Annotated in this window: 15 protein-coding genes; 11 read left to right on the top strand and 4 right to left on the bottom strand. The window is 53.7% G+C overall.

Annotated features, from left to right (window positions below; genetic code table 11):
- The first annotated feature begins 16 nt into the window (after positions 1–16).
- The 6 genes from ACFX4U_RS02480 to ACFX4U_RS02455 all read left to right on the top strand — a co-directional run bounded on the left by ACFX4U_RS02480 (position 17) and on the right by ACFX4U_RS02455 (position 5,158).
- On the top strand, positions 17–637 hold the full coding sequence (locus ACFX4U_RS02480) for a glutathione S-transferase family protein (RefSeq protein WP_305736036.1): 621 nt from the start codon (positions 17–19) through the stop codon (positions 635–637).
- 191 nt (positions 638–828) lie between these two features.
- Positions 829–1,485, top strand: coding sequence for an SGNH/GDSL hydrolase family protein (locus ACFX4U_RS02475; RefSeq protein WP_305736037.1), 657 nt, complete (start codon positions 829–831; stop codon positions 1,483–1,485).
- Between the two features lie 11 nt (positions 1,486–1,496).
- Entirely contained in the window at positions 1,497–2,540 is a 1,044-nt protein-coding gene (locus ACFX4U_RS02470) for an acyltransferase family protein (protein WP_313508896.1), read from the top strand.
- A 71-nt stretch (positions 2,541–2,611) separates the two neighbouring features.
- Positions 2,612–2,842 (top strand): tautomerase PptA, encoded by a 231-nt coding sequence (gene pptA / locus ACFX4U_RS02465; protein WP_313508899.1) that lies wholly within the window; start codon positions 2,612–2,614, stop codon positions 2,840–2,842.
- Positions 2,843–3,139: 297 nt separating this feature from the next.
- Positions 3,140–4,096: a cyclase family protein gene (locus ACFX4U_RS02460; protein ID WP_313508900.1), complete on the top strand. Its 957-nt coding sequence runs from the start codon at positions 3,140–3,142 to the stop codon at positions 4,094–4,096.
- A gap of 123 nt (positions 4,097–4,219) precedes the next feature.
- The gene (locus ACFX4U_RS02455; RefSeq protein WP_313508902.1) at positions 4,220–5,158 is read left to right on the top strand and encodes an alpha/beta hydrolase; all 939 of its coding nucleotides are present in this window, start codon (positions 4,220–4,222) and stop codon (positions 5,156–5,158) included.
- Positions 5,159–5,166: 8 nt separating this feature from the next.
- On the opposite strand, the gene ACFX4U_RS02450 is transcribed toward ACFX4U_RS02455, so the two are convergent.
- Both ACFX4U_RS02450 and ACFX4U_RS02445 read right to left on the bottom strand, forming a co-directional pair.
- Entirely contained in the window at positions 5,167–5,739 is a 573-nt protein-coding gene (locus ACFX4U_RS02450; protein ID WP_313508904.1) for a flavin reductase family protein, read from the bottom strand.
- Positions 5,740–5,809: 70 nt separating this feature from the next.
- Complete coding sequence (locus ACFX4U_RS02445) at positions 5,810–7,588, bottom strand: diguanylate cyclase (protein WP_313508907.1); 1,779 nt, start codon at positions 7,586–7,588, stop codon at positions 5,810–5,812.
- Between the two features lie 237 nt (positions 7,589–7,825).
- Between ACFX4U_RS02445 and ACFX4U_RS02440 the strand changes: the two genes are divergently transcribed.
- The 4 genes from ACFX4U_RS02440 to nhoA all read left to right on the top strand — a co-directional run bounded on the left by ACFX4U_RS02440 (position 7,826) and on the right by nhoA (position 12,112).
- Positions 7,826–8,527, top strand: coding sequence for an ABC transporter ATP-binding protein (locus ACFX4U_RS02440; protein ID WP_313508909.1), 702 nt, complete (start codon positions 7,826–7,828; stop codon positions 8,525–8,527).
- A complete protein-coding gene (locus ACFX4U_RS02435) occupies positions 8,524–9,492 on the top strand; it encodes an ABC transporter substrate-binding protein (RefSeq protein ID WP_313508911.1) in 969 nt (322 codons plus the stop codon). The genes ACFX4U_RS02440 and ACFX4U_RS02435 overlap by 4 nt, the downstream gene beginning before the upstream one ends.
- A 46-nt stretch (positions 9,493–9,538) precedes the next feature.
- Positions 9,539–11,194: an iron ABC transporter permease gene (locus ACFX4U_RS02430; RefSeq protein ID WP_313508914.1), complete on the top strand. Its 1,656-nt coding sequence runs from the start codon at positions 9,539–9,541 to the stop codon at positions 11,192–11,194.
- 75 nt (positions 11,195–11,269) lie between these two features.
- Positions 11,270–12,112, top strand: a complete 843-nt coding sequence (gene nhoA, locus ACFX4U_RS02425) for an N-hydroxyarylamine O-acetyltransferase (protein ID WP_313508916.1) — start codon at positions 11,270–11,272, stop codon at positions 12,110–12,112.
- Here nhoA and ACFX4U_RS02420 read toward each other — a convergent pair.
- Positions 12,109–12,684 carry a TetR family transcriptional regulator gene (locus ACFX4U_RS02420; RefSeq protein WP_313508917.1) on the bottom strand — a complete coding sequence of 192 codons (576 nt, stop codon included), beginning with the start codon at positions 12,682–12,684 and terminating at the stop codon, positions 12,109–12,111. The two genes, nhoA and ACFX4U_RS02420, sit on opposite strands and share 4 nt — an antisense overlap.
- A gap of 119 nt (positions 12,685–12,803) precedes the next feature.
- Between ACFX4U_RS02420 and ACFX4U_RS02415 the strand changes: the two genes are divergently transcribed.
- Positions 12,804–14,291, top strand: a complete 1,488-nt coding sequence (locus tag ACFX4U_RS02415; protein ID WP_313508945.1) for a SmvA family efflux MFS transporter — start codon at positions 12,804–12,806, stop codon at positions 14,289–14,291.
- A gap of 12 nt (positions 14,292–14,303) precedes the next feature.
- Here ACFX4U_RS02415 and yddG read toward each other — a convergent pair whose 3' ends face one another.
- Positions 14,304–15,188 (bottom strand): aromatic amino acid DMT transporter YddG, encoded by an 885-nt coding sequence (gene yddG / locus ACFX4U_RS02410; protein WP_313508947.1) that lies wholly within the window; start codon positions 15,186–15,188, stop codon positions 14,304–14,306.
- Between the last annotated feature and the right edge of the window lie 151 nt (positions 15,189–15,339).

Below are 15,339 nucleotides of genomic sequence, written 5' to 3'. Positions count from 1 at the left end.
AACTTAAGGAGCCCTTATGATTACGGTTTATGGTGTTCCCGGCTGGGGATCGGCCATCAGCGAAGTGATGCTGACGCTGGCAGAGATCCCTTATCACTTCGTCAATGTCGATGGCTTCGACAAGCCCGGCCCACAGCAAGATACCCTGCGAAAATTAAACCCGTTGTGCCAGGTACCAACCCTGCAACTGGATGATGGCAGCGTGATGACGGAATCCGCCGCCGTAGCGCTGATGATCCTTGACCAGCGCCCGGATTTCGCTCCCGCCGCCGGCACCGCGCAACGCCAGCAATTCTGGCGGCTGCTGGTGTGGCTCGTCGCGAATGTCTATCCCACTTTTACCTACGCCGATTACCCGGAACGCTGGGCTGCGGATGCGCCGGATCAACTGGTAGAAAATTGCCAGAAGTACCGTAAATCGCTCTATTTGTGGCTCGACACGCAATTGCAGGCGGCACCTTATGCTTTTGGCCAACAACTGACGTTGCTGGATATTTATCTTTGCGTTATGCGCACATGGGGGCCGCGTCATGCATGGTTTGCCGAGCACGCGCCAAATATTACCGCCATCGCCGATGCGGTATGCCAGTTACCGCAATTGCAAACCGTGCTGCGAAATAATGAAATTATCCGTTAACCCGTAATTTCGGATTATTTTAATATTCTTAGCATCTCGTATAAGTTGAAGCGGTATATAAACAGAGGGCGAGAAAAAATAATTTGAAATCGCCCCGCTTATATGAGACAACATTTGGCGAATTTTCGTAGTCGACGCAATATTGCATCTTTACAGCAAAATCGGAATAGTAATTTAACAGGGTGAAAGTGATGGAATATATTCATTCGTATTTGAAAGGTGGTTCATGGTTTACACTTGGCGACAGCATAACAGAACGAGGATGGTATCAACCAATCGTTGCAGAGAATTTAGGGCTGGCACACTGGACAAACTATGGTATTGGTGGAACCTGTATCGCGCAAAAAAATGAGCATGATAATTCCGCTATCTGCTTACGCTATAAAACCATGGGGGAAGATCCTGACCTTATTACTATCTGGGGTGGAGGCAATGATTTCGGTTTTAACTTCGGCTCGGAAGGCGGCACCGAAATAGGCGACAGAAACGATAAAACGTCATTAACCTTTTATGGCGCAATGGATCTACTGCTTACCGGGGTCATAAAAAAATATCCGTTGGCCAGAGTAGGGTTTGTTGTTACGACACCCGTTTCAATTGCGCGTGGTCATAGGCAAAAAAATGCCAAAGGATATTATCTGGCCGATTATTGTAACGCTAGCAGAGAAAAGTGTGAGGAATATTCCATACCTTATCTCGATCTGCAAAAGAACTCCGGCTTTAACGAACTCAATATGGATATTATGACCAGTAATACAACTGGCGTGATTTCCGATGGTTTGCACCCTTCAAAATTAGGCATGGAAAGGCTGGCAACTAAGATTACGCACTTCATCTTATCGCTGTAGGAGAGGTGGCTATGAGAATTGCTTCCATCGACCTCCTGAAGATACTCGCCATCTTTCTTGTCATCCTGGCGCACGTGACGTTGTTTTTTCTCAATCGCGACGAAAGCGATGTCGTGTTGTGCTTTTTCAGACAGGCAGGGCTATCTGGTGTTGCCCTGTTTTTTATCTGTAGCGGCTATTTTTTATTAAATAACAAACACGAAAATCAAGCGAACTATGTCATTGCCAAAATTAAAAGCATCGTTGGTGTATTGATTTTCTGGTTACTCTTTTATTACGCCTATGACACCTGGTGGATAAGTCGATTTACCGATATGCCGGAAATAGATCTTTTTAATTACCTGAATATCAGCAAAGTCACCACGGAAGCAACACCGCTCTGGTTTATATTTGCCATTATCCCGCTGTATGTTTTTACGCCTTTAATGCGACATGCTTTTAAGAAAGAACGCGCAAATGAAATTCTCAAAGTTGTTGTATTAATGGTGATCATTGCCAACCTGACATTAATCAATGCATGGACTGAAGCCAGTTTCCATTTCTCGCTATTTGCATTTAACTTACTCATTCCTTTCCAACCCGAAGGACTGATCTGTTTTTTAATTGGCGGTTATCTCGGGCTGGTTAAACCAATCCTCAGGCCATTCTCCGTTGCGCATATTATGACATTAATCGTGGCAATTACCGCATTGCTAATATTGGCGTTCATTTCGTCCAGCGCGGGAATTGCCATCTTTTATGGTAAGTTTTATAACCTATTATTACTTATCACATCGGTCGGTTTGTTTTTATTTGTGGTTAATCTGAATATTAACGCCTTGCCGCGCTGGGTCAGTAATGTGAGTGACAGTGTGTTAGGGATCTACCTTGTACACAACATCTTTGTCGTGGAAGTACACAGCGCGTTTATTCATGAAAAGCTGTTGAGAATCATCCCTGGAGCGAACCGTTATCTTTATATCATTGCTTATTCCTTGCTGGCTTTTACCCTGGCTTACGGCCTCTGTGCGCTGCTAAAAAGATCAAAGATAACAGCCAGAATTGTCACACTTTGATAACCTGTAGGCGGCGCAATGAGCAGTCACTTGTGCTACTGTCACTCTCTTTATAAAACAAGGAGTTTGCTATGCCGCACGTTGATATCAAATGTTTTCCCCGCGATCTGACCGAGGAGCAAAAAACCGCGCTGGCGAGCGATATCGCTGAGGTGATTATTCGCCATTTAAACAGCAAAGATAGCGCTGTCAGCGTCGCCCTTAACGAAGTCACGCCGGACGACTGGAAAGCGCTGGTGTGGGACACCGAGATTGCGCCGCATATTGACACGCTTATCAAGAAGCCTGGCTATTCACTGTAGATTTCCTGCCGCCTGCGCCTGTTGCGCGGGCTTTTTTTTATCAATAGGTAAAAAATACTGTTGTTAGTTTGAACTACCGCCAGGAATATATAATACGCGGCAATCTGATTATGCATGTAAGCGCATCAGTTTTTTCATTATTTTTTCTTTCAGAAAATTCATATTTGCGCGATCTTAAATACAATTCTAGAGTTTTTATTATCTCGCTCAGGCTAAAAACCAGAGCACTATAATTATCACGGAAAGCGCTGATTCGATTAATTTTGTCAGCAACATAGTAAACAAGGAACGTCTTTCATGAAGCCATCCCGTTCTTTCATATTATTATTGCCCCTGTTTGCAGCATTGCCGTTGCAAGCTACAGAACCTGTAGCGGAATCACAAAACTGGTATCCCTCAATTTATGGTGCAAATGACGAAATAGGTGCCGCGAACTTGCTCACGCCCGAAGTGGTTTTACAAGCCGTTCACCTTGTAAAACAAGGCGTTGTGGTGCCGCTGGCGGTGCCAATTGATAAGAATTTCCCGGCGTTTCGCCACCGCAGTTTTCATCTCTACAATATTCAGCCCGGCCAGCAGGATGGGAAAACGCTTGGGCCGAATAAATTCACCTTTAACGATGAACTGGTCAACGCATGGACAGGCGTGGGTACGCAATTAAACGGAATCGGCCATATCGGCATTAATAATATCTATTACAACGGCAATAAAGCGGTGGATTTCGTCACTATTGATGGTGTTAAAAAATTAGGCATTGAAAAAGTCCCGCCGATGGTAACGCGAGGCGTGGTGTTAGATATGACCACTTATTATAAACAAAAGATTGTTCCCGGCGGCACAGAGTTTAGCGTCGAGGATATTCAGTCAGTATTAAAAAACCAGGGATTAACCTTAAAGAAAGGCGATATCGTTTTATTTAACACAGGATGGCTGGAACTTGTTGGTAAAGACAATAAACAGTTTCTGGAAAAGGAGCCTGGTATCGGCATGGAAGCAGCAAAATGGCTGGCGGACCAGCAGATCGTCGCGTTTGGCGGCGATACCTGGGCGTCTGAAGTGTATCCAAACCCTGCAACTAAGGAGGAATTCCCGATCAATCAATATCTGTTAGCAAAACGGGGGATCTATAACCTGGAGTTGATCGACACACGTCCACTGGTAGGCAAACAAGTTTGGGAATTCTTGTTCGTCCTTGGCCAACCGCTGTACACCGGTTCAACACAGGTCAACATCAACCCTGTGGCGATTTATTAGTTGTTTGTTGTTAGCGCTACCCTGAAGTGTTTTTCATTTTTAGTAAAACATTGTTCTGTGGAGCGGCTCGAATTTCATTTACCGGGTTAATGGTACATAAGCATCTTTGACATGGAGATGATTATGTTCCGGAAACTCAGTTCACTGACATTCGCGCTGCTCCTTTTTTCGCACCCTTCATTTGCCGCTCAAGAGAGTTTTTCTATCTGGCCGCAGGGCGATGCGCCAGGCGCCAAAAATAGCCCGGTCAGTTTCGTGTTAACCGAACGCAGTAAAGATCCTGCGCTTCCTGACCGCGCTGTGACCGGCATCCGCGCGCCACAAATCACCGTTTATCAACCGCAAAAACCCAACGGTATTGCCATTCTGGTGATTCCGGGTGGCTCCTATAAACGCGTGGTGCTGGATAAAGAGGGCAGTGATTTAGCCGCGCCATTCAATGCGCGCGGTTACACCTTATTTGTGATGACCTACCGCATGCCGGAAGATGGCCACGCCGAAGGTTCAAACGCACCGCTGGCGGATGCACAACGTGCGTTGCGTACCTTGCGCGCGCAGGCGGAATCACGCCATCTCAATGCGAAAAAAATCGGTGTAATGGGTTTTTCTGCGGGCGGGCACGTTGCGGCAAGTCTGGAAACGCGTTACGACGAGAAGGTTTACACGCCGGTGGACAACATTGATAACCAGCACGCGCGGCCAGATTTTGTGGTGTTGGGTTATCCGGTGATTTCAATGGATCAGGCGATTGCCCACGCCGGCTCGCGAAAAGCGCTTATTGGCGAAACGCCAACGGCGGAGCAGATCAAACACTACTCGCCGGAACAGAATGTCACCGCGCAAACCCCACCGACATTTTTGCTGCATGCCGTGGACGATCCCTCCGTGCCGGTTGCCAACTCGCTGGTGATGTTCAACGTGCTGCATGCGAATAACGTGCTCACCGAATTGCATCTGTTCAGTAAAGGGCAGCATGGGTTTGGCGTACGCGGTGTGAAACACCTACCGGCAGCGGTCTGGCCAGAACTGACGATGAACTGGATCGAGGCACTGCCGGAGTAAATGCTTCGTTACTCGCCAGCGGTAATGCGCTTGCCGCTGGCGACGAATGTGCCGCCGCCAAGGTGATGAATGGTGTTCAGCTTATCGTCATCAAAGTGCCAGCGCCCGTTGATAAACGCCCGTTCATCGGCGGCGGCGGAAACCACTTCGCCAAACAGCGTGTCATATTTCTCCTGCGCGGCGGTCGGCGGAAGCAAACGGCACTCCATCCACGCCAGGCACTTCTCTTCGATAACCGGTAAGCCCAGCACCGGCCCGGCGAACGCGGGAATGCCATAGCAATTAAACTTATCTTCATCGCGCCCGGTGACGCTGCCGACCGCGTAACTCCAGTTGGTTGCCGCTACGCCCGGCACCACAATGCCAAACATACCGCTGCGTTCAATTAATTCGCGCGACCAGGCGCTTTTATCCACCACTATTGCTATGCGCGGCGGAGAGAATTCAACCGGCATCGACCACGCGGCTGCCATCACATTGCGCCGGTCAATCTGCTCATCGCGGCTGGTAATCAGAATGGTCGGACCGTGGTTTAGCAGGCGGCTGGCATGTTCTAACGCCACCGGGCGGAAATAGCTCATAGCGGTTCCTCTGTGTAAACGTTTCTGCCATTAAATGACCGAACAAGCAGCAAAATCAAGGCAAGGCGCATTATCCGGCACTCCTGGCCACCACAATCTGGCCGCGACCTTGTTCTTTCGCCAGATAGAGCGCCAGGTCGGCCGCCCGCACCAGATTATCCGCGCGCGCGTGGCGCGGCCAGGTCGCCAGCCCAATAGAAACAGACACCGGGCCAATATCCTGTGATTCATACAACATGTGATGATTGAGGACATTATGCAGCAGCGTCTCAGCCACTTTTTTCGCCTGTACTTCATCCGCGCCGGGCAGAACAAGCAGGAACTCTTCACCGCCATAGCGGAACGCAACACTGTTGTCATCCAGCGTTTCGGTAATCAACCGTGACAACTCGCGCAGCACTTTGTCACCCGCGTCGTGACCATATTGATCGTTGAGCTTTTTGAAATAATCCACGTCGACCATCAAACAGCTCAGCGTTGTGCCTTCCACCATCGCCTGGTCGAGCATGTTGCGCAGCGTCTCATCCAGGCTGTGGCGGTTGAACAAGCCGGTCAACGAGTCGTGCATGGCGCGTTCCGTCAAGGTATCGCGCAGGATCTGGTTTGCCAGCGCCAGCGCCAGCGTTTCCGCCAGCAGTTCCAGGTAGATATAGGGCGGCTCTTTGTCCGGCGTGTAGTTATCGAAGGTGAGCAAACCAATGCTTTTATTCTGCGCATTAAGCGGCACGCAAATCGCGCGGGAAGCGAGCTCAGGTTTGATATGTTCACAGGGCATATCAACGCCGCCTTTCGCCGGGCTATGCAACTGCCCACGTTTTAACGCCCAGCAGTGTTCAGCCGGGAAGGGGGCATCTTCGCCCGGCGGCAAACCCCAGCGCGCCACACATTTCATGCGCTTAGTGCGGGAATTGAGTACAAACAACCGGCCGCCCATATCGGGGATGATTTGCGGTGCAAAGCGGCTGACCACACGAAAAATCGCGCTATGGGAATCACACCCCTGCAGCCGCTGCGTCATTCGCGCCAGCAAGGTACGTGTGGCCCACTCCGCATCACGCTCCTGTTCCAGCCGCTGGCGGGTCAGGCCATTTTCGCGAAATATGCGGATCGCCTGTGCCATATCGCCAATCTCATCGACCTGCGCCAGCACCGGCGCTTCCACATTGTAATCCTGAGTCGCCAGGCGGTTAACCACATCGCTTAACGTCACCACCGGGCGCAAAATGCGGTGTTTGATAATAAAACCGAGCACAAACAGGAACAGTAGCGCGGTCAGCCCGACCATAATTTCTGACAACGTACGCAAGCGTAAAGAGCGGTCAGTTGCTTCGGTTATCGCCGTCTGGACACGCTGATCCGACAGGCTGCGGAAGTGGGCGAAACGGTACTCCGTTTCGGAAAGCCGCTCTTCATAGCTTGCGCTATACAAAAGATTCATCGCCTCGTCCGTTTTTCCGGCGTCAATATCGGCAATGGCGATGCGCTGCTCATCTTCAAGCTGATCCAGCGTCGACAGCCCATCGCGCAGGATCAGTAGCTCTTCATCGGAAGCGCCGCGGTCACGCAGGGCAACCAGATGATTTTCCAGGTCGACATCCTGCTGCTGGCGGGTTTTCCAGCTTTGAATCACTTCCGGCTGCTTTTTGATCACCGCTTCACGCGCCAGTTCACTCAGCGCGTAAGCCTCTTTTTCCAGATCGTCTATCAACTCGTCGAAAATGCGGTTTTGCGCCACGGCGTCACGCTCGGCACGTTCCGCATTCGACGCCATAAACAGCGCCACGCCGGAGGTCAGCGTTAATACCACGGTCGCGGTATAAGCAAAATTGGTGATCGTCGCGATGCGCACGGGGGATCCTTTTCGACTTGAGTGCGGGAATATGCCTATCAGTTTAGACATTCAGTTAAAAATCAATGCGCAATATTGACGTCATTTCTTCGTCATATTCGCTGCCTATAGTCAGCCGCAATCAAATCCCAAAGAGGATAACAATATGTTTGCTCCCCTGACTTTTGTGCAGGTGGATGCGCCCCGTCGGATGAAGACCACGGGAACGTCACGGCTTTCTGCTACGGGAGGGCGTGGATGAGCGCATTCACAGACATCCGCTTACAAGGCGTTTCCTACGCCTTTGGCGCATATACCGTTCTTAATCACATCGATTTACATATTCAACCTGGCAGCATTGTCGCGCTGCTCGGCCCGTCCGGCTGCGGCAAAAGCACGTTGCTGCGCTTGCTGGCGGGGCTGAGTGAACCGGCGGAAGGTGAGATCTGGTTTGGCGATCGCCTGGTGGCGAAAGCGGGCTGGACGCTACCGCCGGAAGCACGCGACATCGGCATGGTATTTCAGGATTACGCGCTGTGGCCGCATATGAGCGTCGTGCAAAACGTCGCTTTCCCGCTGAAAATGCGCAACGTACCGCGCGCAGAGCGCGAACTGCGCGTATCGCAGGCGCTGGAAAGGGTTGGGCTGGCGGAATTGGCCGGGCGTAAACCCGCAGGTCTTTCCGGCGGGCAGCAACAGCGCGTTGCGCTGGCGCGCGCCATTGTTGCCGAACCCAGCGTTCTGTTGTTCGACGAGCCGCTCTCCAACCTCGACACCGCGCTGCGCGAATCCTTATGTCTTGAGATGGCGCGTCTGCTGCGCCAGCTCGGCACCACCGCCGTGTATGTCACTCATGACCACCGCGAAGCACAGCTACTTGCCGATCGCATTGTGCATTTAGCATCCGGGACCGTTGAATCTGTACGAACCGTTACTTCATCCTCAGGGGAAATTGCATGAAAGCCTTACTGTCCGTGAAAAAAGGAGTCGCTTTAGCCATGGTGCTGTCGTCGATGATGGTGTCCAGCGCGCACGCGCTGACTGTATACACAGCCGGTCCTGGCTCGCTGGCAAAAAGCCTGGCCAGCGGCTTTGAGCAAAAAACCGGCGTTAAAGTCAATATCTTCCAGGCCACCACCGGTAAAGTGATGGCGCGTCTGGAAGCTGAACAGGCCAATCCGCAGGCCGATATTCTGATTTCTGCCTCATGGGACACCGCCGAAGATCTGCATAATCGTGGCTGGCTGCTGCCGTTTACCAGTGCCAATGCCGGAAATGTGCCGCAGACGTTAAAAAGCGCCGACTATGTGGCGCAGGGCATCTCCGCACTGGGGATTGTCTGGAACACCAAGAGCGGCACCCCGGAGCCAAAAGAGTGGAATGATCTGACTTCTCCAGACTTTAAAGACAAAGTGACTACGCCGGATCCGTCACTTTCCGGCGCATCGCTTGATCTGCTGATCGGTCTGCAAAATGGCATGGGCGACCGCGCCTGGCAGTTGTTCGATGCGCTGAAAAAGAACGGCATGGTGGTGAGCGGTCCGAACGCCCAGGCGGTAACGCCGGTGATGCAAGGGGCGAAAGCGGCGGTGTTTGGCGCGGTCGACTATGTGACGTATGGCAATATCGCGCAGGGCGAATCGCTGAAAGTGATCTTCCCGGCCAGCGGCACCGTCATCGCTCCGCGCCCCATGATGATCCTTAAAACCACTCATCATGCCGACGATGCCAAAGCGTTTATCGATTACGTGCTGTCACCGGAAGGGCAGAAAATGGTCGCCGATGCCTGGCTGATGCCGGCCCGCACGGACGTGGAAGCGAAACGTCCGCTATTTACTGAGCTAAAAATATTGCCGACACAAAGCAGCGGCACCAGCGAACGCGGCGAAGTGCTGAAGCGCTTTAACGCGCTCTTTGCACAGTAATCCTTTCGATTTTCGCGGGGGCAACCCCGCTTTCAGGATACCCGTTGTGAACCAAAGATTAATTGCGCAAGCAACGCTGGCGCTGCTGCTGATACTGGTCGCGCTGCCGCTGCTGTTTATTCTCTTGCAGGCGGTATTTCCGCACTTTAGCGCGGGCGAGTTTGGCGGCGCTTTTTCCGCCATCCCCACATTGCTGGCCGAGCCGCAACTGCCCGCCATGTTCGTTGGCACACTGCAAATTGCCTGCGGTGTGGCGCTTTGCAGCGCGCTGATTGGCTTACCGCTCGGCGTCGCGCGCGGCTTATTTGATTTACCGTGCCCGAAACTGTGGGATCTGCTGTTTTTGATTCCCTTCTTAACCCCGCCCTATATTGCCGCGCTGTCGTGGATGCTGGTGTTGCAAACCCAGGGCTACCTGATGCAGCTCACCGGGCTGGATCTCAATAATCTGCTGTTTAGCAAGAGCGGTATCATTCTGGTGATGACGCTGAATATTTTTCCGGTGGTTTACTTTGCCGTATCGCGCAGTTTGCTCGCCAGCGGGCAGCGCCTGGCACAAGTCGCCCGCGTTCATGGCGCCACGCCGTGGCGCGCTTTTTGCCATATCACGCTGCCGTTACTTTCTCCGGCGCTGGCGGCAGGTATGTTGCTGGCGTTCACGCTGGCGGTGGAAGAGTATGGCGTGCCCGCCGCACTGGGCACCCGTTCCGGCGTGGTGATGCTGACGGTCGGTATCGAAGAGAAACTCGCCGACTGGCCGATCGATTTGCCCGGCGCGTCGCTGCTGTCGGTGGTGCTGATCGCCATTGCGCTATGCGGATGGTGGCTGCAGCGCAAACTGACCGGCGATAAAGATGTCACCAGCGTGTCCGGAAAACCGACCGAACATGTCGGAGCGAAACTCGGTGTTGCCGCCTTGCCGGTACTGCTGGTGATGGCGGCGGTCGGCTTTCTCGCCGTGGTGCTACCGGGATTGTCGATGGCACTAACCGGCTTCAGCGCCACGCTTTCCGGCGGCGTGTCGCTGGATAATCTCACGGTGAAACATTTTGCGGCGCTGTTCGCCCAGCGCGGTGACGCGCTGCCCGCGCTGGGCACCAGTTTGTCGCTGGCATTCGGCGCGGCGCTTATTACCGGCGCGCTGGGCTTGTGCGCGGCCTGGTTGGTGGTGATGCAGAAGATAAAAGGGCGCTCGGTAATGGATGCGCTATCGCTGATGCCCGCCGCGTTGCCCGGCGTGGTGGTTGGCGTTGGCTTGATTTTGCTGTGGAACCGCAGTTTCTGGCCGGTTTCACCCTACAACAGCTGGGCAATTTTGCTCCTCTCTTACTGCTGCCTGCTGTTGCCGTGGCCGGTGCGTTATATCGGCAGCGCTATGCGCCAGTTGGGCGGCAATCTGGAGCCTGCCGCGCGGGTTCACGGTGCCAGCGCGTTTCAGGCGCTGCGGCTGATTGTACTGCCGCTGATTTTCCCGGCAATGCTCGCTTCCATGTTAATGGTGTTCGCCATTGCCTCGCGCGAGCTGGTCACCTCGCTGTTGCTGGCTCCGGCGGGTACACAAACCGTGGCGGTATTTATCTGGCGGCAATTCGAGCAAGGCTCGGTAGGTCAGGGGATGGCGATGGCCACACTGACGCTGCTCACCGGGCTGGCGTTGATGCTCACCGCGCTCGGCATTATGCAACGCAGCACAAAGGGATAAATCGAGGGCACGAAATCGACGGTAAAGCGAAAAAAATGCGCTATAACAACGGAACACCATTCGCAAGGAGCCTGTATGACCCCTTTTTTGACCGCTTATCTGGCCCGTATTGGCTGGGAACAAACGCCCGATGTCTCTCTGGAAACGCTGCGGGCGCTGCATTTGCATCACAACGGCGCCATCCCTTTTGAAAACCTCGATGTCGTGTTGCCGCGCGAAATTGAACTGAACGATGAGGCGATTTTCCATAAACTGGTGGTCGCCCGTCGCGGCGGTTACTGCTTTGAGCAGAACGGGCTGTTTGAGCGCGTGCTGAAAGAGGTTGGTTTTACGGTGCGCAGCCTGTTAGGGCGGGTAGTGATTGCGAATCCACATCAGATGCCGCCGCGCACGCACCGTATTCTGCTGGTGCAGATTGCGGGCGAGCCGTGGATCGCCGATGTCGGTTTCGGCGGACAAACGCTGACTGCGCCAATTCGCTTGCAGGAGGATATCGAGCAGACAACCCCGCATGGCGTCTACCGCTTGCAGCGTAAGGAGGAAGACTGGGTGCTCCAGTTCCGTCACCACGAGCGCTGGCAATCGATGTATCAGTTTGAGATGGGACAGCAGTATCAGGCCGATTTTGTCATGGGGAATTTTCACTCCGCGCACTGGCCGGCATCCCATTTTCGCCATCACCTGTTGATGTGCCGCCATCTGCCGGACGGTGTCAAACTGACGTTAACCAACTTCCATTTTACCCACTGGAAAAACGGCCAAGTGCTGGAAGAGGTGACCTTTGCGGATGTTCCGGCGCTGTATGACGCGCTGCAACAGCGCTTTGGGCTGGGCGTGAGCGACGCACAGTACGGCTTTAGCCTGCAACAGCTGGAAACGGTAATGGCTGGTTTCGATTTGCACGGCGAAAAAATTTAACCAAGCTCTTTGTCGATCATGACGACCAGATGGCGATTGAAGGCGGCTTCATCGACATCTGGCATGCCCAGCATGCAAATGCCGTCCAGCCCGCAGACCAGCGCAATCAGGCGCCAGGCAATGTTCGCTGCCGTATCGTTATTCGTAAATTCACCTGCCGCACGGCCTTGCTCAATCAGTTGTACCACTTTGACGTGCCACATCTCCATGGTCAGCAGATATGCGCCTTTGATTTCCGGCTCTTTACTCGCCAGCAATAACGCTTCGCGCCACAAATGCACATATGGTTCGAGGCCACCTTCATCGCTGCCTAACATCGCATGCAACTGTTCGCGCCATGGCGCGGTCGCGGGTACCACTTCCACCTCCAGCAGTTCGGCAATCAGGCGGATAAACGCCTCAGCTTTTAATGCATTTCCCGAGGTGAAATGGTGGTGAACCTGGCCGGTAGCCACCCCGGCAACGGTTGCGATCCGCCGGACAGTCATGGCGGCAAAACCGTCTTCCAGCGCCACGCGCATCGCGGCTTTGAGGATCACTTCACGGCGATCGTCCTTGTTCAGGTAGCGCATACAACCTCGGCTAAATAGGGGATAAACGGAGTGTAACAAAAAGCTGGACATGCGTTCAACTTCCCGTAGGATCGCCATTCTGGACATCTGTCCAGGAATGAAAAACGATGGAGAGAAGTATGTTTCGTCAGTGGTTAACGCTGGTCATCATTGTGCTGGTTTATATTCCGGTCGCTATCGATGCGACGGTGCTGCATGTCGCCGCGCCCACACTGAGCGCGGTGTTAAATGCCAGCGGAAATGAGCTGTTATGGATAATGGATATCTACTCGCTGGTGATGGCCGGAATGGTGCTACCAATGGGTGCGCTGGGCGACAAAATCGGTTTTAAGCGCCTGTTGCTTATCGGCAGTGGCCTGTTTGGCGCGGCCTCGTTGCTGGCGGCTTTTGCCGCGAGCGCCAGTTGGCTTATCGCCACGCGCGCGCTTTTAGCTGTGGGCGCGGCGATGATCGTGCCGGCAACGCTTGCCGGAATTCGTAACACCTTCTCACAGGCACAGCAGCGCAATACAGCGCTCGGCGTCTGGGCGGCAATTGGTTCCGGCGGCGCGGCGTTCGGTCCGCTAATTGGCGGTATGCTGCTGGAGCATTTCTACTGGGGTTCCGTCTTCCTGATTAACGTGCCTATTGTCATTACCGTAATGGCGCTGACCGCGCGCTTCGTGCCGCGCCAGCAAGGCCGCGCCGAGCAGCCGTTACACCTGCACCAGGCGTTGAGCTTAATTATCGCCATTTTGCTGCTAGTGTGGAGTGCAAAAACGGCAATGAAAGGCACGCTGCCGCTGTGGATCGTGGCGAGCACATTGCTCGCGGGTGCCACCTTGCTGACCGGGTTTGTCCGTATTCAGCTGGCCGCCAGCACGCCGATGATCGATATGCGGCTGTTTACGCATCGCGTGATTTTAAGCGGTGTGCTGATGGCGATCACCGCGATGGTCACGCTGGTCGGTTTTGAGCTGCTGATGGCGCAAGAGCTGCAATTTGTCCACGGTTTCACGCCGTTCACCGCCGGGGTGTTTATGTTGCCGGTAATGCTGGCGAGCGGATTTAGCGGGCCGATTGCCGGGGTTCTGGTGTCAAAACTGGGTTTGCGCCGCGTTGCCGCAGGGGGAATGGCGCTCAGCGCGGTGAGTTTTCTTGGTCTTTCCGCGACCAATTTTGCCACCCAGCCGTGGCAGGCCGGAGCATTGATGGCACTGCTGGGCTTCAGTGCGGCGAGCGCGTTACTGGCTTCAACGGCGGCGATCATGGCCGCTGCGCCCAAAGAGAAAGCGGCAGCCGCCGGGGCGATTGAAGCGATGTCTTACGAACTGGGCGCCGGTCTTGGCATTGCCGTGTTTGGGCTGATTTTGAGCCGCAGTTTCTCTGCCTCGATCCAGCTTCCGCAGGGGTTAAGCCGCGAGGCCGCCGCGCAGGCGTCATCGTCCATTGGCGAAGCATTTCGCCTGGCGCAGGAGGCCCCGCCCGCAGTTGCCGAGGGGATCATCGCGGCGGCGAAAACGGCGTTTACCGGTTCGCACAGCGTGGCATTGAGCACCGCCGGCGCGCTGTTAATGCTGCTGGCGGTGGGGATCTGGTTTAGCCTGGCGCGAGTGGAAAACGCGTAGCGTTTGGCCTGATCACGCGCGCTGGCGGGTTGAGTACCAGCAGAGCAGCGATCCGGCACACACCATCAGCGCGCCCTGCCAGAAGGAGAACGAGAGCGGGGCGCTTAGCACCACCGCCGCCAGTGCGGAAGAGAGCACCGGGGTGAAATACGATGCTGCCGCCAGCACCGTGACGTTGCCGTGCAAAATCCCGATATTCCACGAGGCATAACCAAAACCTAGCGCAATGCCGGTCATCAGTAATTTCACCACCACCGGCAGCGTAAAAACCATTTCCGGTTGCGGTGTGAGGGCGAATTTGACCCATAATGTCGCGGCCGTCAGCAATACAAATAGCGTAATGCCGTTCGCGCCGTTGGCGTATTTAGTGGTCACCGTACAGTAAATTGCCCAAATAAATGCCCCGGCAAATGCCAGTGCATAGCTCAACGGGCTGGAGATAATATTTTGCTGGATTTCAGTAATATCAAGACCGCGCTCGCCGCCAAGCACCCAGCACACGCCCAATATCGCCAGCAATAAACCGGGGATAACCCACAAACTCGCTTTTTGACCGTTGAATAATATTGCGCAAAGGATCGTCAGGCTCGGCCATAAATAGTTAACCATGCCCACTTCAATCGCTTGTTGTCGCGTCGCGGCAAAGCCCAGCGAGAGCGCCAGACACAGTTCATAACTGACAAACAGCACGCTGCCGGCAATAAGATAACGCACTGAAAAACGGCGTAAATCCGGGAGGCCAACGGTGACAATCAGCAGCAACCCGCTCAGGGTATAGATCATCGCTGCGCCGCCAACCGGGCCAAGACCTTCACTGACGGCGCGGATAAAACCGACCATCGTGCTCCAGAGTAATACCGCCAGTAAACCAATTAACGTTGCGCGTTTTTTATTCATTACTGCCATTAACCGCCGGGAATAAACGCACATTTTATAACACGGCTGAATGATTAAGCGAAATTCACCGTGCCACACCTACTCCTTTTGAGGGAGAAAAATTCGACACGCGAAACTATTAGGTATCAAGCGCCAGGCGTTATTGATTTAC

Origin of the sequence: Kosakonia sp. YIM B13588, assembly GCF_042788165.1 — a bacterium.
Taxonomy (GTDB): Bacteria; Pseudomonadota; Gammaproteobacteria; order Enterobacterales; family Enterobacteriaceae; genus Kosakonia; species Kosakonia sacchari.
Note: the sequence above shows the minus strand (reverse complement) of the source record. Positions and strands in the feature narration are given on the sequence as shown.